This window comes from Bradyrhizobium iriomotense (genome assembly GCF_018129405.1).
GTDB classification, from domain to species: Bacteria; Pseudomonadota; Alphaproteobacteria; order Rhizobiales; family Xanthobacteraceae; genus Bradyrhizobium; species Bradyrhizobium iriomotense_B.
In genome coordinates this window covers 239,586-263,071 of the sequence record NZ_JAFCLP010000001.1, presented here as the reverse complement: position 1 = coordinate 263,071, position 23,486 = coordinate 239,586, and the positions used below count along the sequence as shown (strand labels likewise).

The window sequence follows — 23,486 nt, the reverse complement described above, 5'->3', positions numbered from 1 at the left end:
GATGTTCAGGAAACTATCGATCGTCGCATTTGCCGCCGCGCTCCTCGCAGCGCCGCTGCCGGTCCTGGCGCAGAGCAAGAAGGATAGCGTCGTCATGGCGATGGCGCTGGAGCCGCCGGGGCTCGATCCCACCAATGCCGCTGCGGCTGCGATCGCCGAAGTCACGCTCTACAACATCTACGAGACGCTCACCAAGATCAACGAGGACGGCTCGGTCTCGCCGCTGCTGGCCGAGAGCTGGACCGCTTCACCCGACCTGAAGACCTACACCTTCAAGCTGCGCAAGGGCGTCAAATTCCAGAACGGCGAAGCCTTCGATTCCGCGGCCGTGAAATTCTCGTTCGAGCGTAACGCGGCGCCGACCAGCACCAACAAGGACAAGAGCCTGTACCAGGCTTTTGAGAAGGTCGACGCACCGGATGCCGACACGATCGTGATCACGGTGAAATATTCCGAGCCGAACCTGCCGTTCCTGCTGGGGCAGGCGGGCGGCTCGATCGTCGAGCCGAAGAGCGCAGCCACCAACGTGACGCAGCCGGTCGGCACCGGGCCCTATCAGTTAGGGGCCTGGGCCAAGGGCTCCTCGATCACGCTGAACAAATGGGCCGATTATCGCAATGCCTCCGCGATCAAGCTGTCCAAGGTCACGATCCGCTTCATCTCCGATCCGGCGGCGCAGGTGGCGGCGCTGCTGTCGGGCGACGTCGGTGCATTCCCGCGCGTCGCCGCGGCGCGCGCCTTGGCACAGTTCAAGGCCGATCCGCGTTTCTCGGTGCTGGTCGGCGGCTCCAAGGCCAAGACCATCGTCGCGATCAACCACCGCAAGAAGCCGCTCGATGACGTCCGCGTTCGCCGCGCCATCCTCGCCGCGATCGACCGCAAGGCCATGATCGATGGCGCCGTCGACGGCTTCGGCACGCCGATCGGCAGCTTCTACGTGCCGGGCTCGCTCGGTTATGTCGACACCACCGGCATCAATCCCTACGACCCCGAGAAGGCCAAGAAACTTCTGGCCGAGGCCGGCGTCACCACGCCGCTCGAATTGTCGCTGAAGCTGCCGCCGCCGTCCTATGCGCGGCAGGGCGGCGAGATCGTCGCGGCCCAGCTCGCCAAGGTCGGCATCATCGCCAAGATCGAGAACGTCGAATGGGCGCAGTGGCTGTCGCAGGTGTTCGCCGGCAACGGTCCGCACAATTTCGACCTCACCATCGTCAGCCATGTCGAGCCGTTCGACCTCGTCAAGATCACCGAGCCCGACTACTATCTCGGCTACAACAACGAGAAGTTCAACGCGCTCTACAAGCAGATCGTGTCGACCCCGGACGAGGCCTCCCGCGCCAAGCTTCTCGGCGACGCCCAGCGCATGCTGGCCACCGACGCCGTCTCCGCCTACCTCTACCAGCCGCAGCTCATCACCATCACAGCCAAGAAGCTGAAGGGCGTCTGGAAAGACGTCCCGCAATACGAGAACGATTTCTCGACCTGGTATTGGGAGTAGGGGCGGCGACAGCGCGTTGCCCATTGCTGTGCCCTTTCCCCTTGTGGGGGAGGGGAATCGCATTTGAGACCGGTCCCTGCCGCCATCCTTGGAGACGCCCGCTTTAGGCGGGCTCCTCATCCTGAGGGCCCGCCATCGGCGGGCGTCTCGAAGGATGCGTTGCGGGCGAGCTATCCGCAACTCTACTTTTCATATGCGATAGCTCTGCGCGCCTGTATCCCAATTCCCACACTTGCAGCAAAAGAGATCCGTTTGTCGCTTTTCGAACAGACGGAAAAAGCCTGCTCCATTCCAATTCCCCAACAATTAAAAGCAGCCGGTTGGGGAGACGTGGGATGGCTCACTACCGAGCTTACCTTTTGGATCAGCACCGCCGCGTCATAAGCGTGGCCAAATTGCAGTGTGCCGACGAGCAGGAAGCACGAGAACGTGCTGCGCAACTGGTTGATGTCAACGACGTTGAGCTATGGCAGCTCGACCGCCGTATTGCGGTGTTCGAGGCCCCCACGAGCCGAACCTCGCAGGGTGCGGGAAAAGGAAAGCCGTCGCGCCCTAAAGAGAAATGAGGCGTGCGTGTCAGTGCACGAATCCCGCGAGTTGAATTCGCGGGGACAACCCCTCATCCGGCGGCGCCGCGCCGTCCGCGGTTTTCCGGCTAGATGTTTCCGGTTCCTGTCGGGAACTTACGTGATCAATCATCGCTGCACGCCGGCCGCTTGATTTAGATCAAGCACGAGAGAACGAAATGCCAAATGCATGCGCTGGTGCCGTCGCCGTTGGCGCGGACATCACGCGCAAAAGCCAGCGGATCGATGGCGCCTCACCATCAGGAGGAAGCTCATGGTTCGCTATGGTCTGATTGGTTTCGCGGCAGCTATCCTCGTCGCTGCCAGCCTGGTGCCCGATGACGCGTTTGCTCGCCGTGGTGGAGGTGGCGGCTTTCATGGCGGCGGCATGCGCGCCGGTGGCTTTCACGGCGGTGGCATGCGTGCTGCCCACGTTCGGGGCGGCGCGGTTCATGCCGGACGCATCCACGGCGGTCGCGGCTATCGCGTGGCCGGAGGACCTCGGCCGTCGCATCCGATAGCAGGCCGCCCGATTGCAGGTCGACCCGGCTATCCGGGGCGTCCGGTTGCCGGCTATCCGGGCTACGGCCGCGGCTATTACCGTCCGGGCTATGGTGCTGCCGCGGTGGGCGCCGCCGCTGCCTACGGAGCGTACGGTTACTACAACAACAGCGGCTGCTACTACGACGCCTACGGCAGCTATGTCTGTCCGGGTCAAAATCCGTATCGGTATTGAGAAGACCGAGTGAGCGCGGACGGCGGTGACCGAGGGCCGCCGTCAGCTCCCAGCTTTCGCGCCGCCGAATGCTCCGGATCGAACGTCTCGAGAGCTTTCTTCTCTCGCGGGCTCAGGATGGGCACGCGCGATACATCGCCTGCAGCGGGTTTCCGCGGAGGAATATGGTTCGGGGCGTCAATCCGCCGCGATGGGCGATCCAGCGCCGCACCGGTGCGGGATACATGAGATAGATCATACGGGTCGCGCCCGCGTTCGTGACAGCCCGTCCGCGAGGACCAATGTCCCATGCGGCATGGAACGCTAGCTTGGCCCGCGAGGTCACGCAGATCCTTTCGGAGGGCAGGGTCGCCAGGACAATGGTGCAGGCCGACGCGCAGAAGCCATCGATGATGACGCTCTGGCCCGAGGCGCGCAGCCGCTCATACTTGTATATGTACTTCCCGATCGATCCACCGCGATCGTCCGTGATCCGTATGGCGGCGGCATCGGCCGAGCGCGATCCGGCGACCATGAGTGCTGCGATGACGAGCCCCGCCCAACGTTTCATCCCAGGCCCCTGCGCGTTGCCTGATCAATCCTCTCGACTCAGGCTTCGCCTGGCTTGATCCAGATCAACCAATTCGAACACACGCTGACATTGGTGCCGGGTTGCCGAGCTGGCGGTTGACCACGTGGAAGGGCGCGCGGATGACCTCTTGGTTGGTGCGACCGAACACAGCTGGCGTCTGCTGTCGGGAGGAAACGCGATCAATTTTTTGGTCGCTCCGGCAACCTCGATGCCCGCGAGCGATTTGTCAGGGAGATTGTCCCAATTAGACTGCGTCCTCGACTTGATGTCGTCGAACCCCAAAGCATCTAGATTAAATTCGGGAGTGATGATTTGGCAGGTTGCGGCTCTCGCGGGGAATAAGCGATGAAGGAAATGCAGGCCCAGCTAGAACTGCTCCGCGCGCAAATTGCCGAATGCGAACGACTTCAGAAAACTGCCAAGAACCAGATCAAGCGCGACACATTCACGAGATTGCTCGCTCGCTACAAGGCTATCGCTGTGGAGTTGGAGCGAGCAATAGCAAGATTGCCACCGGCTCGCGGTACTTTCTTGGACCGCAAAACAAAAGAACCCCGTCCGAAAGAAGAGTAAGGCCTACCTGAGTTGGCAGCCTCTATGTGCTCTTCATCCAATGCGACCTGTTGGCTTGGTGCGAGTCGACGTCTCCAGATCGTCCGTTCGTCGGCACAGACCTGACAAGTTGGCGGACGAGTAACAAGTTTTCTGGAGCTTCACAGTCCGATTTGCTCTCTCTCTCTCTCTCTCTCTCTCTCTCTCTCTCGGCAAATAACGCCGCGGTCTCGTGTCGCTCGCGGTGGCTGCGTTAAACGTCACTGGATTGCAGCAGTAGTGCTCGAACGATTTGAAGTCGTGACGAGTTCGAATCACGCCCGGAAAGTGAAAATTAGTTCTGCGCCATAATCATAATGACTCCGTCGCAAAAAAAGAAAATAAGGTGCAAAAAACAAAAATAACTGGGAGGAGTAAATGGATACTGCGAGTCGCCTGCGCGCGATGGCATCGCTGTGCCGTCAGACAGCCGCGCATCATCCTGACCGAAGTTGGAAGCTGCTCGCCGAAGCTGAGTATTGGGAGCATTTGGCCAACGATGCGCCGCTTGATGATTTCGAACTTTGCCAAGTTGGCTCACCGCCTCATGGAGAGCGCAGTATCACACAACCGACCGCGGCCCTCGCAGGTGGAGTGCAAGACAGAGTAGTTTGTTAGCTTCTCCGTGCCTAACCAGGGCGTGGACTCATCACGCGCGGCCGGCCATAGCCGGATAGACGCGAGTTGAACGAAGGCAAGGTAGTTGGCGGCAAGCCTGTCGTAGCGTGTTGCCACCCGACGACATTATTTGATCCTGTTGAAGAACCGCTCGACCCGATTGCGAGCGCGGTCATAGCCACGGTCGGCAAGCAGCATTGATCCTTGCCGCCTGGCCGGGCGAACTTCCTGTGCAAGACGCTGAAGGTCGCCACGGAGATGGCGCGGTGTGCGCTGACCTATAATCTGACGCGCGTGCTCAACATCGGCGGCGTCGAGCCTCTGGTCCGTTAGTTACGCAATGATCTGAAGGCTGCGCGTACCTCATCTGAAAACAGCTTCGGCTCCTCCCAGGCGGCGAAATGTCCGCCACGTTCGACCTCGCTGAAATAGGAGAGGCTGGGGTACATAATCTCGACCCAACTTCGGGGCGCAGCAAAGATTTCGCCGGGGAACGTCGTAAATCCCACGGGAACCGCGACCGCCGGAGGAGACTTGCCGGCCGCACGGGCTGCGGCCTGTCCGGCCTCCCAGTACCACCGTGCGGCCGAGGCCCCAGTGCCCGTCAGCCAGTACAGCGTGATGTTGTCGAGGATGCTGTCCCGGGTGAGATTGCCCGCGGGCTTACCCTCCACGAATGCTCGGGAAATCTTGTAGTAGCTGTCCGTGTCATGGTCGAGCATCCAGCTCGCGAGCCCTAGGGGTGAATCCAGCAGGGAGTAGCCGATCGTCTGTGGCCGCGTCGACTGCTCCAGGAAGTAGCCAAAGCCACTCGCCCTAAACGTCGCGGCCGCCTTCTGCGCTGCGCGTTCCTTCTCGGATTCTGCGGGCAGCTTGTCGGACATTGCCGCCACACCCGCGAGCAAGTTGACGTGGATGCCGAGAAGGCCCTTGGGTGCCTGGCGCCCCATCGCATCCGTTACTGCGGCTCCTACGTCGCCACCCTGGGCGACGTAGCGCGTGTAACCGAGGCGATCCATCAGCACCGCCCACGCACGCGCGATGCGAGCGGCGTCCCAGCCGAGTTCGGTCGGCTCACCCGAGAAGCCGTAGCCAGGCAAGGACGGCAGCACCAGGTGGAATGCATCGTCGGGAGTGCCACCATACTTGGTCGGGTCAGTCAGGGGACCGACGGTATCGAGGAGCTCGATGACCGAGCCAGGCCAGCCGTGCGTCATGATCAGCGGCAGCGCGTTCTCATGCCGGGACTTGACGTGGATGAAATGGATCTTGACCCCGTCGATCACGGTCGTGAACTGTGGCAGCGCGTTCAGCCGTGCCTCGCACTTGCGCCAGTCGTACTCAGTCGACCAGTAGCGGGCGAGCGCCCGCAGCGTCGCCAGCTGCACACCCTGCGACCGATCCTCAACGAGCTCTTTGGTGGGCCAGCGCGTGGACGCGAGGCGCCGGCGGAGATTAGCGAGGTCTTCACCCCGGACATTGACGCGGAAGGGAAGAATTGCGTCGGCGTTGGTCGTACCAAGCGGGGACCCTCCTTGCTTCGATTGCGCGCGTGCGGCGACGAAATGTATTGGAAGCAAGCTGACGGCACCTGTTGCGGCTGACCCTGCGAGGAGGCTTCGCCGGGTGGGTGAGGAGGAGATTGCAGTCATGTTCGGCCTCCCTGTTTACAAGCCCGCTCCTAGACTTGGTGAACTGCGATGCGTCGGCCAGCTTCGAACTGTAAAAATGAGTGCAGCTGTGCCTGGGCGAAGCGCATGAGCAATTGTTCGGATGATACCTTTGGTATGAACTGCCCAGTGACCGTGCTACGAACGGTATATAACGGGACCGTGCTACAAACATTATATAGTAGAATCCACCCACCGTCTGATGACGTTGGGGGCAATATCTTTCGAAGAGATTGCCGCCTTGGGCTGCGCTGGGCCACCCGTGAGCTTCCCTCGCAAGACGCGCAGCGAGGCAGTGTTGTAGCGTTATTTGGAATCGGTATCTTTTCTCGGCTTGATCGAGCGAGCGCAGTTCTGTCCCGCAATACTGATGCCGCAGTCAGGGTTATGCGGGAGATCATCCGAGGCTTCGGGCCCTTCGGGCACTATCCGTGCGCCTCGTTTATCAGGCAACGCCCTGCCAGGGACGGTTACTTCTTCAACAGTATTCCCATGCTCCGCGCCATTCGTCGCACCGACCCGGCGTGACGGCCCAGTTCGGCGGCTATCTTCGATGTGCCAACTCCCTGCCGGGCAAGCCTGATCAATCGGCGAATTTCCTGCTCGGCCCATTGCTTTGGCTTCGGTGCTTTCATTGCGGTGCTCGGCTGCACCAGTTAACCAGAGGGTGATAGGGCCGACACTTGGGAAATTTACGGGTGGTGTTTGCTCCCAATCGACATCCGACGCCTGCCAGCCGCCACGAGGCACACGGCCGCGCGCAACGGCTGTGCCGCTTGCTCGCGCGCCTCTAACCTTGATGCATTCTGATGACCCATCGCTAAACTGCGTGGGTTGCTCCCGTTGAAGTCCAGCCGCACATCAGCGCCGCCGAGCCATCGATCCAAACGCCTTTCGCGCCGGTATTGCCTCCCACAGGAGGTGAACGAGGACAACGCCCAGACTTCGGAATAATAGCATTATACCCCTGTGTTGCCCGACGTGTCAAAGGGGGGGCCGTGGCCATCTGCGTAAGCCGTTGATGATGAGAGGCGCATCGCCCGTTGCTGTGCCCTCTCCCCTTGCGGGCCCCCTTGCGGGAGAGGGCAGCGTCGCCGGTAGATGCGGACTCACTCGGGTGAGGGGTCTGTCTCCGCGGATGGCGCTCTCTCATTATCGAGCAGTTTCGCCCGCGGATAGAACCCCTCATCCGGCGCTTCGCGCCACCTTCTCCCACAAGGGGAGAAGGAAGAGGAGAACCTGCCGCACAAGCCATTGATTGTGTTATCGCCGGCTACTGTGCATGGGGTTGTTTTCGCGTTTTTTGTTTGGCCTGTATCGGCTACGCCGCCGCCGGCAGATCCGGATCGGCGATCGCTCCCGCAACACGCACCCGCACCCGCAGCGCATTCCCCGGCAGATAGGCGATCGGCATGTCCTCGACATCGACGGTCTTGAGGCTGTCGCGCGCGGCTCCTGCCTGGACGGCGCGGTCGGCGGCGATGTCGCGTGCGGCGGCGATGGCATCCTCGCGGCTGAGATCGCGGAACACCTGGTCGGCTTCGCCGGAGACCTGCGCGATCGCGGCGCCGACCGCATTGGCGCAGTCGCCATGCGGCACGCGCACGATCTCGGAGATGCCCGGCAGGCGATCCGGCACCAGGAAGGCGCCGCCGCCGACCGCGAGCAGCGGCACGTCGCCGGCCTCCGTCTTCATCCGGTCGATGTCTTCCTCCAGCTTGCGCCAGGCATCGCGCAGCGCGGCCTCGATCAGCCGCTTGGGCAGATTGGCGACGCGCGAGCGGTCGCCGATGTCGATCAGGCCTGCGGCCACCGCAATGTCGGTGGCGGTCAGGCGCGAGCCGCCGAACACCAGCGCATCCGACGTCAGGCGGTAGCCGACGCTGAGCGGGCCGACGCGCACCGGATCCTCGTCGACATGGCTGCCGCCGCCGAGCCCGATCGAGAGCAGATCGGGCATGCGGAACAGCGTACGCACGCCGCCGACCTCGACGACAGCATTGGCCTCGCGCGGAAAGCCGTGACGCAGCTGGCCGATGTCGCTGGTGGTGCCGCCGACGTCGACGACCATGGCGTCGTCGAGCCCGGAGAGGTGCGCGGCGCCGCGCATGGAGTTGGTGGCGCCGGAGGCAAAGCTCATCACCGGGAAGGCGGTGGCGATCTCGGCCTGCATCACCGTGCCGTCGTTCTGGGTCAGGAACAGCGGCGCATCGATGCCGCTGTCGGCGATCGCCTTGCGGAAGGCCGCGACCGTGGTGACGGCGAGATCGTGCAGCGAGGCGTTGAGCAGCGCCGCGTTCTCGCGCTCGAGCAGGCCGATGCGGCCGAGATCGTGCGACAGCGTCACCGCGACGTCGGGGCAGATCTCGGCGAGTATCTCCCGCGCGGTCGTCTCGCAGGAGGGATCGAGCGGGGAGAAGCTCGAGCACACCGCGACCGAGCGCAGGCCGGCCTGCTTGATCTTTCGCGCGGCGTCCTTGAGGCCGGCAACATCCAGCGGCATGAAGGGACGGCCGTCATAGTCGTGTCCGCCCTCCAGCATGAAGATCTCGCCGTTGACGAGGCTGGCGAGATCCGCCGGCCAGTCGCAGAACGGCGGCAGCGAGGCGCTCGCGGGCATACCGATGCGGATCGCGCCGATCTTCTGCACGTGGCGGCGCTGCACCACCGCGTTGATGAAATGCGTGGTGCCGATCACAACGGCGTCGACCTTCACTGCGGCGGCAGGTTCGGCGCGCAGCGCCTTCAGCGCATCGAGAATGCCCGAGGTGACGTCGGCCGTGGTCGGGCGCTTGACGGAATGGACGACCTTCTCGTCGACGATCAGCACGGCGTCCGTGTTGGTGCCGCCGACATCGATGCCAATACGCTTCATGGGATCTTAAGCTCCGACTGCTGCGGGCGAGAAGAGGGAACGGAAGTCGAGGTCGTAGCCGAAGGCGCGCGGACCGACGAATTCGAGACCGCGGGCGCTCGTCAGCACCGGCGGCGCCGGCAGCGCCACCACGGTGACGCGCTGGCCGTAGCGGATGGTCTCGGTGCCGATGCCGTGGCCATTGACGCTGTCGAGCACGCAGATCAGATCGGGCGAGGTCGCGATCGCCCTCTCATCGCGCCAGGCCACGATCCATTCGTTCTGGAACGAGAGTTTTAGCTTTGTGCCGCGATCGGCATCGCTGCCGTCCACCATTGCTGTGCCACGCAGGAATCCCTCGGTGGTCCGTCGCGCAACGTCAACAATCTTGCCGGTGAAGAGCTTCTTGCCGCCTTCGGTCTCGAGCAGCGCGGCGATCGGATCCTCGTGGCGGCGGTTCGCCTCCTGCACGGCACGGCCGATGCGGATCGCCTTGGTGGTGGTGAAGTGGATGCCCCAGTCCTTGACCTCGCGCCCGGTGCGCGGCGCCTTGCTGGTGGAGGCGATCGAGCCCATCTCGACGCAGATCTTGCGGCTCGCCCGCTCCATCCATTTCCAGCTCGGCACCTTGGTGACGACGGCTTCGATGCCGCGGGGATCGTAGAGCGTGCACGGATAGGGACGCAGGCCACCGATCGCGACCGAGGTCATCTGCGCCTCGGGGAAGGCGCGGCCCATGCAGTCTGCGTCGACCACGGGAATGCCGAGATGCGCGGCGGCCATCAGCGCCTGCACGCCGTTGCCACCGCCGATCTCGACCGACATCACGGCGCGGAACTTGATGTTGTTGATCTCTTCCTGCATGCGCACGGCGCGCGCGATGTTGCGGCTGTCGGCGAGGCGCTCCTGTCCGACCAGCGGCGCACCCATGTTCGAGACGACCGCGACCCAGTCCTCGTCGTCGAGGTCGAGCGGCGACATCAATTGCACGCGATGGCCTTCGGCATAGAGCCGGCGCAGATTGAGCAGGCCGAGATAGGGGCTGCCGCCGCCGCCGGTGCCGAGGATCCAGGCGCCGACCGCGAGCGCCTCGATCTCCTCGAGGCTGATCGTCTTCAATTCCACTTTGCTCACGACACCAGCTCCTCGACGATGCGGGCCGCTGCGGCAATGCCGAGGATCACGGGACCCGGATAGGCCTTGCGCACACGGGCCTTGTTGGCGCTGGTGTAGCTGATGCAGTCCATCACCACGAGATCGGGCTCGAGATCCGCCATGGTGCGCGCGGCTTCGTCGACGGCGGCCTCGCTGGAGCCGGGACGCAGCGTGATGCCGACGACCTCGACGCCCTCGCGCTGCCACTTCTTGTCGATCAGCGCGGTCTGTTCGGGCAGCGGCGAGAACACGCCGAGCCGGCCCTTCGGCAGCACGGCCTCGACGAGATTATGCAGGATGGCCGACGGCAGGATGACGAGGCCATCAGCTGCGAGGTTGGGGAATTTGCCGGTGCAGGCCATCAGCGTCACGCCGACGCCTTCGTGCTTGAAGCGGGTGATCTGCTGGCTCGCGCGCCGCTCCACTTCCTTCTTGCTGATGGTGACGCCGTCGCCGTTCGGCAGCAGCGTGAACAGCGTGTCGTAGCCGTCCATCGGCGGGATGGCGTCGATCTCGGCGCGGCTCATGCCGTCGAGCGCGCCGCGCAGCTCGATCTGGATGCCCGGCGACAGCACGGCTGCGATCTCGGCAGCGACGGTCGGGCGCGGGCTCTGGCCGATCACGACCACTCCGATGCGCTGGTGCTTCAATGGCATGTTCATGTCTAGTCCTTCAACACGACGAGATCGGCCGGCGTCCATTCGAGCGTAACGCCGTTGCCGGGAACGAACAGGCGGCTCGTGCCTGCATTGGGTTGCTGCACGAGGACGCGATGTCCACCCTCGAGCGTGACGCGGTAGAGCACGGCGCCGCCGAGGAAGTTGGTGTTCTCGACGATGCCATGGGCGGAGCTGCCGGCTGTGGTGGCGGCATCAGTGCGCGGTGCGATGCGAATCTTTTCGGGGCGCAGCGCGACCGAGAGCACGCCGGTGCCATGCGCGTCGGTCGGCGGCAGCGCCAGGATCAGGCCCTTGCCCACGTCGAGGCTTCGGCCTGCGGCGGTGCGCTCGCCGCGAAAGATGTTGGTGTCGCCGATGAAGTCGGCGACAAAGCGCGTCGTCGGCTGGTTGTAGATCTCCGTGGGCGTGCCGACCTGCTCGACGCGGCCGCCGTTCATCACGGCGATGCGGTCGGACATCGCGAGTGCCTCTTCCTGGTCGTGGGTGACGAAGACCAGGGTGAGGCCGAGCTTCTTCTGCAGCTGCTTGAGCTCGAACTGCATCTGCTGGCGCAGCTTCTTGTCGAGCGCCCCTAACGGCTCGTCGCAGAGCAGGACGCGCGGCGCGATGACGATAGCCCGGGCAAGCGCGACGCGCTGCTGCTGGCCGCCGGAGAGCTGGGCAGGGCGACGATCCTCCAGCCCGGACAGTTCGACCATGGCGAGGGCCGCCTTCACCTTCGCCGCGATGGTCGCCTTGTCCAGCCCGCGCATGCGGAGGCCAAAGGCGACGTTCTCGGCGACGGTGCGATGCGGGAACAGCGCGTAGTTCTGGAACACCATGCCCATATCGCGCTTGTGCGCGGGCACATGGGTGATGTCGGCGCCGTCGACGCGGATCGCGCCCGAGCTCGGCGTCTCGAAGCCGGCGATCATGCGCAGCGTCGTGGTCTTGCCGCAGCCGGACGGGCCGAGCAGGGAGAAGAATTCGCCCTGCCTGATGTCCATCGCAACCGCATCCACCGCGCGGACGCCGCCGTCATAGACCTTGCTGACGCCGGCGATCTCGATCGATGCGCTCATGCGCGGAAGATCCGGTTGACGCGCTGGTCGATCTCGTCCTTGCGCTCGTTGTACCACTTCCAGTCGACCTGGATCAGCTTGGAGACCTTCTCGGGCGTGGTGAGCAGCTTGGCATCATACTTGGCGTCGAGCTTCACGCGTCTGTTGGCCGGCGAGTACCACACGGTCTCGGCGAGACGCTTCTGGACCTCGGGACGGAGCATGTAGTTCACATAGGCGTTGGCGAGCTCCTTCATCTTGCTGCCGGGCGTGATGGTCAGGACCTGCTCCAGCGACAGCACGCCTTCGCTCGGCGCGACGAAGTCGGTCGGCTGGTTCTGGCCGTCATAGCGATAGATGCCGGAATCGTGGATGACGCAGAGGCCGACTTCGCCGGAGAGCAGCATCTTCTCCATCGCGCCGGTGAAATCGACGATCTTGATCGGCTTGAGCTTCTCCAGTGCCGTATAGGCCGCATCGAGATCGGTCTGGCCCTTGCCGAACAGCGTGCCGCACATCATCAGGAAGGCCTGGCCGAGGCTGTTGACGGGAATGACATAGCCGCCGCGCATGCCGTTGTACTTCGTGTCCCACAGCTCCTTCCAGGAGGTGACGTTGCCGTAGCCCTTGTCGGTGCGCATGCCGAGGCCGATGGCGCTGGTGAAGATCGAGACGCCGACGATCTTGTCGCTGACGGCGTAGGGATAGACGTCGGCGAGGTTGGGCACCAGCTTGGGATCGATCTTCGGCTCGACCAGCCCCATCTCGGCGGCGGCCCACTGCTCGTTGGAGTTGGTGTGCAGCACGTCGTAGATCGGCGCGGAGCGCGAGCTCGCCTGCAGCTTCGGCAAGTATGGGAAGGCGGAGTCGGTCTGGAGCTTGCACTTGAACTCGCTCTCGAAGGCGGGGCCGATCTCGGCCTTCATGATCTCGCCCCACTTGCCGCCCCAGCCGGTGATGCGCAGCGTCGGATCGTCGGCGCGCGCGACATAAGGCGCGGCGATCGTGCCGATGCCGAGCGAGGCGCTCGCGGTCAGAAAGCGGCGGCGGCTGAGCCGTGACGATCCCAGAGCTTTCATCATGTGTCGATTCCTTCGTTGGAATGAGCGGTTACAATTTGACGTAGGAGCGCAGGCCGACCGTGCGGTCGAGCCCGATGACGACGACAAAGGCGAGCACGATCGAGACCACCGAGGCAGCGCCGATGGTGCCGTCCAGATCGAACTTCAGATAATTGAACAGCGTGACCGGCAGCGTCTCGTTGCCGGGTGAGACCAGGAACAGCGAGACCGGAAACTGGTCGAAGGAGACGATGAAGGCGAAGATCGCACCCGCGAGCACGCCTGGCTTGATCAACGGCAGCGTCACCTCGAAGAAGGTGCGCACAGGGCTTGCTCCGAGATTTTGTGCGGCTTCTTCCAGGCGCGTGTCGAAATTATGCAGCACTGCGAGCGTGGTGCGCACCACGTAAGGCAGCGTCACCAGGGTGTGGCCGGCGACGAGGCCCCAGGTCGGCCTTCCCACGTCGAGCAGCACATAGGTCTGGAACAGCGCGAGACCGGTGAGGATCGCCGGCAGCATCAAGGGCGAGAGCATGGTCGCCACGATCAGCCGCGTGCCCGGCAGGTTGCCGCGCGCAAGCGCCAGCGCCGCGGAAGCGCCGAGCACAGTTGCGGACAGGGTGGTGAGCACGGCGACTTCGAGGCTGAAGCCGAGCGCATGCATGAAGTCGCGCGAGGCGAAGAATTTTTCGAACCAGCGCAGGGACACGCCGACCGGCGGAAACTGGATGAACGGCGTCGGGTTCAGCGCGAACACGACCACGATCGCGATCGGTGCCAGCAGGAAGATCAGGATGGCGATGTTGAGGGCGAGATAGAGGTAGCGGCCGTACGGCCTGATAGGTCCGGGCGTACGAGCAGACGCTGCTTGCTGGACTGCCGTGAGCGAAGGCGAGGCCGTGGTTTGCATCATCAGCCTCACTGCAATTCGCGCTGGCCGGAGACGAGGCCGAGCGCGCGGTTATAGGCGATGACGAGCAGAAGCGAGATCACGAGCAGCACGATGCCGAGCGCGGCGGCGAAGCCGACGTTGAAGTTCGCCGAGATCTGCTGGTAGATCAGGATCGGCAGCGTCATGATCTGGAAGCCGCCGAGCAGGATCGGCGTGACATAGGCGCTGATCGCGAGCGCGAACACCAGCAGCGATCCGGCGAGAATGCCGGGCAGGCTGAGCGGCAGCGTCACTTCGAGGAAGGCGCGCAAGGGACTCGCGCCGAGATTTTCAGCGGCCTGCTCCAGCCGCTCGTCGATGCGGCCGATGACGCCGGTGAGCGTCAGCACCATGAAGGGAACGTAGATGTGGACGAGCCCGACCACGATGCCGGTCTCCGTGTACATCAGCTTCAAAGGTTGAGCGATGAGGCCGAGCGATATCAGGGTCTGGTTGACGACGCCCTTGTCGGACAGCAGCGTCATCCAGGCGAAGGTGCGCACCACGATGCCGGTCAGCATCGGTGCGAGCACGGCCATCAGCAGCAGCGCATGTCCGGTGCGGCTCTTGATCCGCGCCATCCAGTGCGCCAGCGGATAGCCGATCGCGAGCGCGACCAGCGTGGTGACGAGCCCGATCCGGATCGTGGTCCAGATCACCTCGAGATAATAGGGATCGCCGATCATGCGGCCATAGTGACGCGTGGTGAAGGCGACCTTCGGCATCACCACCGGATTGCCGGTGAGCACGCTCATCAGCGCCATCAGCCCGATCGGCAGGAAGAAGAACAAGGCGAACAGCAGCGCGCTCGGCAGAATGAAGAGCGCAAGGCCGTTCGGGCGCGTGGTCGCGGCGTTGCTCATCGCGTCCCCGTCTGGATGCGGGTGGCGTCCTGATCCAGCGGATCGCCGGTCAGTCGTCTCAGTTTCGAGGCCATCGCTGCCAGCTCGCGGCGGACATTGGCGCGCTCGGCGGCGGTGGTCGCCTGCACCGAATAGGACACCGCGATGCCGATCATCTCGCCGGTCTCGCCGCTCTTGAGCGCAAAGCCTTGCGAGCCGACGCCCTCGATGGATTCATCGGCCGCCTCCGATACGCCGGTGCGGCGTATCTCATCGAGGCGCGCCATCAGCTGCTTGAAATTCTGCGGCGAGTTGCGCGGCAGCTTTGGATAAGTCGCGGGCACGCGCGCACGGATGTCCTCGTCGGAGAGGCGCGCCAGCATGGCGCGGCCATTCGAGGTCGCGAGCGCCGGCGTGCGCTGGCCGGGCGGATTGACGACGCGCAGGGGATTCGAGCCCGGCACGATGCGGAGCACGACCTGCTCAAAACCGTCGAGCACGGCGATGTAGCCGGTGTGTCCGGTACGCGCGCAGACCTCGCGCAGCTCGCGCTCGGCCATGCTGATGAGATCGTCATGGGCGCGATGCAGCCGGCCGAGCTCGAAGGTGAGCAGGCCCGGCCGGTAGCGGCGGGTGTGCGGATCCTGCTCGAGCAGGCCGCAATCGCGCAAGGAGCGCAGCAGGCGCGAGGTCGAGCTCTTCGGCTTGCCCGTCAACGCCATCACATCCGCGAACGACAGATCGGGCCGCGCGCTGGAAAAGCAGCGCAGGATCTCGATCGCGTTGGTGAGAGCGCTCATGAAAGCTGGTCCAAGGTAGTTCCAAATTTCGGAACCTTGTCCCAAATTTTAGGCCTGGCGCGCAAACGGGCAAGCGGAAATTTCCGGCAGGCTGGCGCCCGATTGCGCAGATGCGGCGGGAGGTCGCTTGTTAGGATCGCAAAAGAACGGCGCACCGTGTTGGGCGATGCGCCGTTTCTCGCGATTAGGCAGCTTTGGCGGTAACGCTGCCAATCCAGTCGCGCGCGAGTGCCACGTCGGCCTGCGACAATTGATGGCCTGCCGGCAGGACCTTGTGAGTCACGCGGGCACCTGCTTGCGATAGCAGCGTGGCGAGCCGCGCCGAGTTGCTCGCCGGCACGATGGGATCAGCCTGCCCGGACAGCAGCAGGACAGGCTTGCCGCCGAGCTCCGCCTTTTGCGGATCCGACAGCGGCACCATGGCACGCAGCAGGATCGCGCCTGCGAGCACGTCCGGCTTCAGCAGCAACAGCGCCGCCGCGATGTTGGCGCCATTGGAGAAACCGACCGCGACAGGCGCGGCGATGCCGTAGCGTTGCCGCGCGTCCGCGACGAAGTCGCCGAGCTCGAGCGCGCGCCGGCGCACGTCGTCCTCGTCGAACACGCCTTCCGCGAGGCGGCGGAAGAAGCGCGGCATACCGTGCTCGAGCACGCGGCCGCGCGGCGAGAGCAGGGCGGAGCCCGGTGAGATCATCTTGCCGAGGCCGAGCAGATCGTCCTCGTCGCCGCCGGTGCCGTGCAGCAGCAGGAGCGGGGGCGAGCCCGCGCTGGTCGCGGGCTCGAAGCGATGGATGAATGAAGTCTCGGTCATGACACGCTCTCTTCCAGGCTCGGCAGCACGCTCTCGATCTGCTTGCGGTGCTGTTCGAGGAAACCCGGCAGCTTCAGGTCGCGTCCCAGCGTCGCGACAGGCTCGTCCACGGCGAAGCCGGGAATATCGGTCGCGATCTCGAACAGCACGCCGCCGGGCTCGCGGAAGTAGATCGAGCGGAAGTAGTTGCGGTCCCTCTGCTCGGTCGGGTGCAGACCGTGATTGCTCACGAGCCTCTCGGCCATCTTGCCCTGCTCGGCATCGTCAGCCGCGCGGAAGGCGATGTGATGCACCGAGCCGCCGCCCTGATGCCCGCGCAAAAACCCCTTGGCTTCGTAGATGTCGACGACGCTGCCTTCGACATCGCCCGGCGCCTTGAAGCGGATCACAGAACCTTCGCGGCCCGTCTCCTTGAAGCCGAACACGTCGGTGAGAATGGCAGCCGTCTTCGCCGCGCTGTCGAGCAGCAGCGTCACGCCATGGAAGCCGCGGATCGCATGCTCCGCCGGCACATCGCCATTGCTCCAGCCGGGCTCGTTCTCGGCGCCGGGGACGCCGACGAGGGCGAGCGCCATACCATCGGGATCGGTGAAGGGCAGCACGGACTCGCCAAAACGCTTTTCCAGCGCCTCGTAAGCAATGCCCTTTTCAGTGAAGCGCTGGGTCCAGTAACCGAGCGAGCGCTCCGGCACCCGGAAGGCGGTCTGATGCGTCTCGCCGACGCCGCGGCGCCCGGCTGGCACGCCGGCCCAGGGGAAGAAGGTCAGGATGGTGCCGGGGCGGCCCGTCTCGTCGCCATAATAGAAGTGGTAGGTGCCGGGATCGTCGAAATTGACCGTCTTCTTGACGAAGCGCAGGCCCAGATCCCGGGTGTAGAAGCCGAAATTCCTGATGGGGTCGCCGGCGATCGCCGTCACATGGTGCAGTCCAGACATTGTCGTCCTCCAAAACTTCGGAGCGGTCTTGATCTGGACGGAAATATTGTTCCGCTTTGGATTGGAGACAATCCATGCAATTATGACGGCTATGTCTACGATTTGGAAACAATCGCCGGGGCCGGGCCTTGGATAAGGTCGCCAGCCTCCGGGCCTTCGTCAAAGTGGTCGAAAGCGGCAGCTTTGCCGAGGCGGGCCGGCAATTGCGGCTATCGCGCTCGGCCATCAGCAAATACATCGCCGACCTCGAGGAGAGCCTCGGCGTCCAGCTCCTGAACCGGACCACGCGGCACGCGAGCCCAACCGAGAACGGCCAGCGCTATTTCGAGCGCGCGGTGGTGATCCTCTCGGAGATCGAGGCCGCCGACCAGGCGGTGACGCAGGCCCAATCGGCGCCGCGAGGGCTGCTCCGCGTCAACGCGCCGATGTCGTTCGGCACCATGCGGCTCGGGCCGGTGCTCGCCGATTTCATGGCGCGCTACGGCGAGCTGCAGCTCCAGATCGTGCTCAGCGACGATCTGCTCGATCCCGTCCAGGACGGCTTTGACGTGACCTTGCGGATCGCGGAGCTGGAATCTTCCAGCCTGATCGCGCGCCGGATCGCGCCTGTCCCGCGCATGATCTGCGCCTCGCCGGATTATCTCGCGCGTCACGGCACGCCAAGGCATCCGCAGGATCTCCGCGAGCACGCCTCGCTGACCTACGGCTTCCTGCTCACCGGCAATCAGTGGAAGCTTACAGGCAGCGACGGCGATCACTGGATCCAGCCGGCCTGGTCGCTCTGCGTCAACAATGCCGAAGTGCTGCGCGACGTCGCGATCAGGGGCAGGGGGCTGGCGCTGCTGCCGGAGTTCATCGCCGCTGACGCTTTGCGGAAAGGCGAGTTGCGGACGGTGCTGGACAGCTATTCTGCGCCACCGCTCGCGCTCTACGCGGTCTACCCGCCGACCCGGCATTTGTCGGTGAAGGTGCGGCTGTTCATCGATTTCCTGGTGGAGCGGTTTGGCCGCGAGGAAGAGGCCGGCGGGCGCAGACGTGCGGAGGCCGTGAACCCATAAATCTGCCGGGCGACGGCTCGCCAGAGTCCGCTAACCCCACCGGGTGGATGCAAGTCCGCTTGCAGACCATGGCAGGAGCGAAAGCTTGGGTCGGCCTTGGCCAGATCGGATCCTGATGACATCGTGCCAAGCGCGCCGGCGGGCTCGTCCTGCATGGCCCCCGAAGAATGTTAGTGCTTGAGCGACGCTGAAAAGGCGACGAGCGCGATCATGTCGTCGATACTGAGATTCTCGACAACCGGTTTCATGAGTTCGCTATTGGCGCCCTTCCGCGCCCCTGATTTGAAGTCATAGAGCTGCCGGAACAAGTAGGTGGGCGAACGGGACGCAATCCCTGGCGCGATGGCAGTCCCGTTGAGGTCAGCACCGTGACAGACCCCGCATTGGACGCGCGGATCGCTGTTCGCTGCCAGCGTTCGTCCCTTCTGAACGCTGCCTACCGGGACGTAGGCGATGAAACGAGCACGCGAGTCTCGGCTGACAAAGTGTTCAACGTTTTCCGGTATCTCGATGATGCGCTGACCGATGGGTTCTTTCTCGGTGCCGTCCAGCGGGGCCAAGAACAAGTCTCTCACCTGTGTTTTTGGCACCACCTCGGTCTCTACGACAGCAATAGTCGGTCTCGGCTTGATGGAGGCGAAGTAGGCCGCGGCCTCTCCGAGTTCCTGATCGGTCACCGCTTTGGACAACTTGATCATCAGGTCGGTGGCGATGCGAGGCACCGAGTTCGTGCGCATGCTCGTCTTGAACTCCGTCGTTTGCTGAATGATGTATTCGGCGGAGAGGCCAAATAAGCTGGCATTCTCAGGACCACCCGGTCCGTCTGCCCGATGACAGACGCCGCATGCGAACACCTCTGGCTTTCTCCCCCTTGCCACGATTTCCGGCATTAGTGGATGATCATCCGGATGCCAGTCGGGCGCGGCGAACAGATCGCGCAACTGCGTCAGTGTAAAACCGGCGGCACTGTCAGGAACGTGCCTGATCGTACCGTCGTCAGGCGTGCGTTGAAAATTGGGCGGATTTACCGGGTAGGCCCATGCCGGCGGGCTCTCCTGGATTTGCGCACGCGCCCCTGCCGCAGTGAGCAATGCCACCGAGAACGCCCATAGAGCGATCGGAAATCTCATGGCCTCGGCCTCCCAGCCCGTCGGTGAAGCCAGACTACACTTTCCGAAGGCGAGGATCAGGAGCGGCTAACCGACCGCTTGTCGGGGACGCCTCAGCTCCTCCGCCACATCGAAAACACCATTCAACGCCTGGGACTCGCAGACGTCAATGTGCAATTCAGCTGTCGTGGTTTCAGTGAGCAGAGCTTGACGAACAGCCGCTAGGTGTTTGCGGTCGCACCGGCCGGCGCGAGCAGATCGTCGAGCGCTCTCATCGACGCCTGCTGAAGCGCGGCAAGTTCGTCGGCCGCACTCTGGCACTCCACCGGGGACATCGAGATTGCAGCCAATTCGATTTCGCGGCAGCGCTCGAACAGGCTGACGAGTCCGAGCGCGCCGGCCGCGCTGCCGAGCTGGTGCGCGGATCGGGCGAGTTGCTTGTGGTCGCCCATCGCCGCAGCCTTGGCGATATCGTCGATCAGCCGTTCGCTCGTTTGCTGCAGGAGCTGATGGAGTTTTGCGACCTGCGCCGCGCCCAGCAGTTCCTTCTGATCGTCGAGGAAATGCTGGTCGATCAATGCGCCCGCCGCGAGCTGCACCGCTGCGGGCTCGTCCTGGGGATCGTCCTCGATCGCCTCGCGCAGCGCATTGATCAGGATCGGCTTGCTGACGATCTTGGCGATGCCTGCGCCGGCGAGCCGCTCGCGTGCGCTGCTGGAGATGTCGGCCGTGACGGCGATGATGCGCGGCATTTTCGGCAGACCAAGTCTCCCGATCCGAGACGCTGCCTCGACGCCGTCCAAGTCGGGCATGTGCAGATCCATCAGGATGACGTCGAACGCCTGATCGCGGACGAGCTCTATGGCTGATGCGCCGTTCCTGGCGATCGTGGGGTGGTGGCCGAGCCGGTTCAGGATCGCTTCGCCGACCTCGCAATTGACGGGATCGTCGTCGACCAGCAGCACGTTGAGCTGCCGTGACGGCGGCGGAAGCGCGCCCTGCGCGATGCCGCTTGCGGCGCGGCCGAGCGGCACGTCAAGCGTAAACGTGCTGCCGGCGCCCGGCTTGCTCTCCACCGTCAGCTCGCCGCGCATCAGGCGGGTGAGGCGCCGCGCGATCGCGAGTCCGAGGCCGGTGCCTCCGAACCGCCGCGCAATGCTGTCGTCGGCCTGGACGAAGTCCTCAAAAATCCGCTCATGCATGTCGGGCGCGATGCCGATGCCGGTATCGCGAACGGTGACGTGCAGCAGGACATGATTGTCGAGCTGTTCGGCGGCCGCCGTCAATGAAATCCCGCCTCGCGGGGTGAACTTGATCGCGTTGCCGATCAGGTTGAGCAGGATGCGGTTGAGCCTGACAGGATCGCCGTGCACGGACGTATTGACCGTCGCATCGCTGGCGAGATCGAAGGTCAGTCCCTTGTCGAAGGCCTGCGGGCGCATCAGATCGGCGGTGGCCTCGATCAGCTGGTCGAGGCGGAAGTCGCGCGCTTCCAGCGCCTCGGTGCTGGCCTCGAGGCGCGCATATTCCAGGATCGCATCGACCAGCGCGATCAGCGTTTCGCCCGATGCGGCGGCGGTCGCGAGGTGGCGCCGCTGCACCTCGCCAAGGCTGCCGTCGTCGAGCAGTTGCAGCACGCCCATGACGCCGTTCAGCGGCGTGCGCAGCTCGTGGCTGACGACCGCAAGGAAGCGCGACTTGGTCTCGTTGGCCTGCACGGCGATGCTGCGCGCGCGCTCGGCCGCGTCGTGCTCGGCCAGGGCCTGATCGCGCGCCTTTTCGAGCTCGGAGGTCCGCGCGATCACCTTGCCCTCGAGTGTTGCGTAGGAGTCGCGCAAGTGAGCGGCCATCCGGTTGAACTGGTCGCCGAGCGCCTCCAGCTCGTCGCCGGTCCTGATCGCGAGCCGCAGGCCGAGATCGCCGCTTCCGATCCGCCGCGCGCCCTGCGTCAGGAGCTGGATCGGCACCGTCATGCGCCGGCTGAGCCAAAGGGACACCAGCACCGCAATGGCAAGCAGGGCGACCAGAAGAAACGTGGAACGTCCGATCGACGCATAGATCGGGGCATAGGCTTCGCTGAGCGGAAGCTCGACGAACACCAGCCAGCCGAGCGAGGGCACCGTCGCATAGGTCGATAGAACGCGCTGGCCTGACAGGTCCTCCCTGACCAGGCCGCCCGAGGGCGGGCCCACGCCGTCGAGCGCGGCGCGCACGTCCGCGTGGCCGGTGAGATCGCTGCGGCGTAGCGCCGGCCACAGATCCGGATGCGCGATCAAGACCCCCATGCGGTCGACCACATAGGCCTTGCCGGTGTTGCCGACCCTGATCCCGGCGACGAGGTCCCAGATGAAGCGCAGATTGACTTCGGCGATGACCACATTGGGCGCGCGGCCGGCCCCGCGGATGGCGAGCGTCATGAACGGCTCGGTGTCGCCGAAGAAGTAGACCGGCCCGTAATAGGCGCGGCTTTCATTGGCACCGCGGAAGGCCGACGAGGTGGAGAGGTCGGCCTTGCTGCCGACCTTGTCTGCGACGCGGCGCGACACGCGCACCTGCTCGCGGCCCTGCGCATCGAGCTCGGCTATTTCCGCGATCGCGGGCGAGAGGCGCAGCAGGCGGATGGCGTTCAGGCGATCGTCTTCGTTGGTCGACAGCTCCGGAGGCAGGCGCGAGAGCCATCTGATCTGGTTTTCGATCTGGCCGATGAACTGGCCGATCTGGATGGCCGCGGATGCCGCCTGCTCGCGCTGGATCGCCGCGAGCAGCTGCTTCTGCTCGCGATAGGAGAACCAGACGTCGAAGCCGGTGTTGATGGCGAGCGCGGCAAAGGCGAGAGCGACGATCGAGTAGAGATATTTCCGGAACAGCCGGCCGGGAGGCGTCCGCAAATGTCCCTGGTCGACCTGCTCGTTCACTCGCGGATCTCGTCGGCGCGCGCCAGCAGCGTGAACGGGATCGTCAGTCCGAGCGATCGTGCGACGGTGCGGTTGATCAGGAGCTCGTATTTGCGCGGCGATTGCACCGGCAGATCCCCGGCCTTGGTGCCGCGCAGGATCAGGTCGACATAGTCGGCCGAGCGAACCTCCAGCGTCGGCCCGTAGCTCATGAGCCCGCCTGCGTCCATGAAGTAATGAAACGGATAGATCATCGGAACGCGATATTTCGCCGTTGCCGCGACGATCGCCTGGCGGTTCACCACCAGGAAGCTGTCGACGAGCGAGATCATAGCAGCCTTGGGCGGCTCGGAGAAACGGCTGATCGCCCCGTCGATATCCGCTGCCTTGCCGATGGGGGCGAGGACGACGTCAACTCCTGATGTCACGGCTTCCTGCTCGAGGGAATCGAGAAAGAAGCGCCCGGCGCGAGGCGTGCTCGCCGGATTGAACAGGACGCCGACACGCGCCATGTCCGGAACGGCCTCCTTGATGAGCTGAAGCCATTTGCCGCCCATCTCGGCGGTGCTGCTGGTGAAGCCCGTGACGTTGCCGCCGGGACGCGCGAGGCTCTCGACGAAGCCGTTGCCGACGGGGTCGTTGGACGTCGCGAAAACGATCGGGATCGTCTTGGTGGCCGCCATGACGGCTGCGGTTTCACCCGTCGAGCCGGTCAGGATGACATCCGGTCTGAGCTCCAGCAATTCCTGAACTGCAGTCTTCAGTCGATCCGCTCCGCCGAAGCTCGAACGGACTTCGAGGCGGAAGTTGACCCCTTCGACCCAGCCTCGTTGCCTCAGGCCCGCGATGAGCCCGCCGAGCCGCGTGGTCGCAGCTTCGGTCATGCTTCTCTTGGTCAGTTCGTCGTCGAGCGGCAATGCCGTCAGCGTGGCGACGAGCCGCATGCGATCCGGCGTTGCGCCGAGCGCGAGGAGACCTGCAGCAGTTGTGCCGGCAAGCCGAAGGAAATCGCGGCGGGCGACCGCCGGCACAGCGCGGGCAGGAGCGGACCGCTCAATCATGAAAT

22 protein-coding genes and 1 pseudogene are annotated in these 23,486 nt (G+C 64.3%); 6 read left to right on the top strand and 17 right to left on the bottom strand.

Annotated features, from left to right (window positions below):
• The first annotated feature begins 1 nt into the window (after position 1).
• Positions 2 to 1,498 (top strand): ABC transporter substrate-binding protein, encoded by a 1,497-nt coding sequence (locus tag JQ592_RS01010; protein ID WP_211401067.1) that lies wholly within the window; start codon positions 2 to 4, stop codon positions 1,496 to 1,498.
• A gap of 335 nt (positions 1,499 to 1,833) precedes the next feature.
• Positions 1,834 to 2,064, top strand: a complete 231-nt coding sequence (locus tag JQ592_RS01005; RefSeq protein WP_211401066.1) for a hypothetical protein — start codon at positions 1,834 to 1,836, stop codon at positions 2,062 to 2,064.
• A gap of 160 nt (positions 2,065 to 2,224) precedes the next feature.
• On the opposite strand, the gene JQ592_RS38825 is transcribed toward JQ592_RS01005, so the two are convergent.
• Positions 2,225 to 2,518, bottom strand: coding sequence for a hypothetical protein (locus tag JQ592_RS38825; RefSeq protein WP_433996387.1), 294 nt, complete (start codon positions 2,516 to 2,518; stop codon positions 2,225 to 2,227).
• A 33-nt stretch (positions 2,519 to 2,551) separates the two neighbouring features.
• Here JQ592_RS38825 and JQ592_RS38820 point away from each other — a divergent pair, with 33 nt between their 5' ends.
• Positions 2,552 to 2,800, top strand: a complete 249-nt coding sequence (locus JQ592_RS38820) for a hypothetical protein (RefSeq protein WP_433996386.1) — start codon at positions 2,552 to 2,554, stop codon at positions 2,798 to 2,800.
• A 112-nt stretch (positions 2,801 to 2,912) separates the two neighbouring features.
• Here JQ592_RS38820 and JQ592_RS00995 read toward each other — a convergent pair whose 3' ends face one another.
• Entirely contained in the window at positions 2,913 to 3,350 is a 438-nt protein-coding gene (locus JQ592_RS00995; protein ID WP_211401064.1) for a hypothetical protein, read from the bottom strand.
• A gap of 366 nt (positions 3,351 to 3,716) precedes the next feature.
• Between JQ592_RS00995 and JQ592_RS00990 the strand changes: the two genes are divergently transcribed.
• Positions 3,717 to 3,944 (top strand): hypothetical protein, encoded by a 228-nt coding sequence (locus JQ592_RS00990; RefSeq protein WP_211401063.1) that lies wholly within the window; start codon positions 3,717 to 3,719, stop codon positions 3,942 to 3,944.
• 681 nt (positions 3,945 to 4,625) lie between these two features.
• Here the strand turns inward: JQ592_RS00990 and JQ592_RS38175 are convergent.
• Positions 4,626 to 4,748: pseudogene (locus JQ592_RS38175) on the bottom strand (IS5/IS1182 family transposase); the annotation flags it as partial.
• A 36-nt stretch (positions 4,749 to 4,784) separates the two neighbouring features.
• On the opposite strand from JQ592_RS38175, the gene JQ592_RS38540 reads away from it, so the two are divergent.
• Positions 4,785 to 4,913, top strand: coding sequence for a hypothetical protein (locus JQ592_RS38540; protein WP_283816063.1), 129 nt, complete (start codon positions 4,785 to 4,787; stop codon positions 4,911 to 4,913).
• On the opposite strand, the gene JQ592_RS00980 is transcribed toward JQ592_RS38540, so the two are convergent.
• From JQ592_RS00980 to JQ592_RS00930, 11 genes are all read right to left on the bottom strand, one after another.
• The gene (locus tag JQ592_RS00980) at positions 4,910 to 6,232 is read right to left on the bottom strand and encodes an epoxide hydrolase family protein (protein ID WP_211401062.1); all 1,323 of its coding nucleotides are present in this window, start codon (positions 6,230 to 6,232) and stop codon (positions 4,910 to 4,912) included. The genes JQ592_RS38540 and JQ592_RS00980 overlap by 4 nt on opposite strands.
• Positions 6,233 to 7,571: 1,339 nt before the next feature.
• Positions 7,572 to 9,125 carry a hydantoinase/oxoprolinase N-terminal domain-containing protein gene (locus JQ592_RS00975; RefSeq protein WP_211401061.1) on the bottom strand — a complete coding sequence of 518 codons (1,554 nt, stop codon included), beginning with the start codon at positions 9,123 to 9,125 and terminating at the stop codon, positions 7,572 to 7,574.
• Positions 9,126 to 9,131: 6 nt separating this feature from the next.
• Entirely contained in the window at positions 9,132 to 10,238 is a 1,107-nt protein-coding gene (locus tag JQ592_RS00970; protein ID WP_211401060.1) for a DUF917 domain-containing protein, read from the bottom strand.
• Entirely contained in the window at positions 10,235 to 10,921 is a 687-nt protein-coding gene (locus tag JQ592_RS00965) for an AroM family protein (protein WP_211401059.1), read from the bottom strand. Before JQ592_RS00965 ends, JQ592_RS00970 begins: the two co-directional genes overlap by 4 nt.
• A 2-nt stretch (positions 10,922 to 10,923) precedes the next feature.
• On the bottom strand, positions 10,924 to 12,000 hold the full coding sequence (locus JQ592_RS00960) for an ABC transporter ATP-binding protein (protein ID WP_211401058.1): 1,077 nt from the start codon (positions 11,998 to 12,000) through the stop codon (positions 10,924 to 10,926).
• Positions 11,997 to 13,061 (bottom strand): extracellular solute-binding protein, encoded by a 1,065-nt coding sequence (locus tag JQ592_RS00955; protein ID WP_211401057.1) that lies wholly within the window; start codon positions 13,059 to 13,061, stop codon positions 11,997 to 11,999. The genes JQ592_RS00960 and JQ592_RS00955 overlap by 4 nt, the downstream gene beginning before the upstream one ends.
• A 28-nt stretch (positions 13,062 to 13,089) precedes the next feature.
• Positions 13,090 to 13,953 (bottom strand): ABC transporter permease, encoded by an 864-nt coding sequence (locus JQ592_RS00950; RefSeq protein ID WP_211401056.1) that lies wholly within the window; start codon positions 13,951 to 13,953, stop codon positions 13,090 to 13,092.
• Between the two features lie 5 nt (positions 13,954 to 13,958).
• The gene (locus tag JQ592_RS00945) at positions 13,959 to 14,834 is read right to left on the bottom strand and encodes an ABC transporter permease (RefSeq protein ID WP_211401055.1); all 876 of its coding nucleotides are present in this window, start codon (positions 14,832 to 14,834) and stop codon (positions 13,959 to 13,961) included.
• Positions 14,831 to 15,613, bottom strand: a complete 783-nt coding sequence (locus JQ592_RS00940; RefSeq protein ID WP_211401054.1) for an IclR family transcriptional regulator — start codon at positions 15,611 to 15,613, stop codon at positions 14,831 to 14,833. Before JQ592_RS00940 ends, JQ592_RS00945 begins: the two co-directional genes overlap by 4 nt.
• Before the next feature lie 184 nt (positions 15,614 to 15,797).
• A complete protein-coding gene (locus tag JQ592_RS00935) occupies positions 15,798 to 16,424 on the bottom strand; it encodes an alpha/beta hydrolase (RefSeq protein WP_211401053.1) in 627 nt (208 codons plus the stop codon).
• Complete coding sequence (locus JQ592_RS00930) at positions 16,421 to 17,359, bottom strand: ring-cleaving dioxygenase (RefSeq protein WP_211401052.1); 939 nt, start codon at positions 17,357 to 17,359, stop codon at positions 16,421 to 16,423. Before JQ592_RS00930 ends, JQ592_RS00935 begins: the two co-directional genes overlap by 4 nt.
• 128 nt (positions 17,360 to 17,487) lie before the next feature.
• On the opposite strand from JQ592_RS00930, the gene JQ592_RS00925 reads away from it, so the two are divergent.
• Entirely contained in the window at positions 17,488 to 18,417 is a 930-nt protein-coding gene (locus tag JQ592_RS00925) for a LysR family transcriptional regulator (RefSeq protein ID WP_211401051.1), read from the top strand.
• 170 nt (positions 18,418 to 18,587) lie between these two features.
• Here the strand turns inward: JQ592_RS00925 and JQ592_RS00920 are convergent, their stop codons facing one another.
• The 3 genes from JQ592_RS00920 to JQ592_RS00910 form a co-directional block, all read right to left on the bottom strand.
• Positions 18,588 to 19,547 (bottom strand): c-type cytochrome, encoded by a 960-nt coding sequence (locus JQ592_RS00920; RefSeq protein WP_246820078.1) that lies wholly within the window; start codon positions 19,545 to 19,547, stop codon positions 18,588 to 18,590.
• Positions 19,548 to 19,747: 200 nt separating this feature from the next.
• Positions 19,748 to 22,441: a hybrid sensor histidine kinase/response regulator gene (locus JQ592_RS00915; RefSeq protein ID WP_211401050.1), complete on the bottom strand. Its 2,694-nt coding sequence runs from the start codon at positions 22,439 to 22,441 to the stop codon at positions 19,748 to 19,750.
• A complete protein-coding gene (locus JQ592_RS00910; protein ID WP_211401049.1) occupies positions 22,438 to 23,481 on the bottom strand; it encodes an ABC transporter substrate-binding protein in 1,044 nt (347 codons plus the stop codon). Before JQ592_RS00910 ends, JQ592_RS00915 begins: the two co-directional genes overlap by 4 nt.
• Between the last annotated feature and the right edge of the window lie 5 nt (positions 23,482 to 23,486).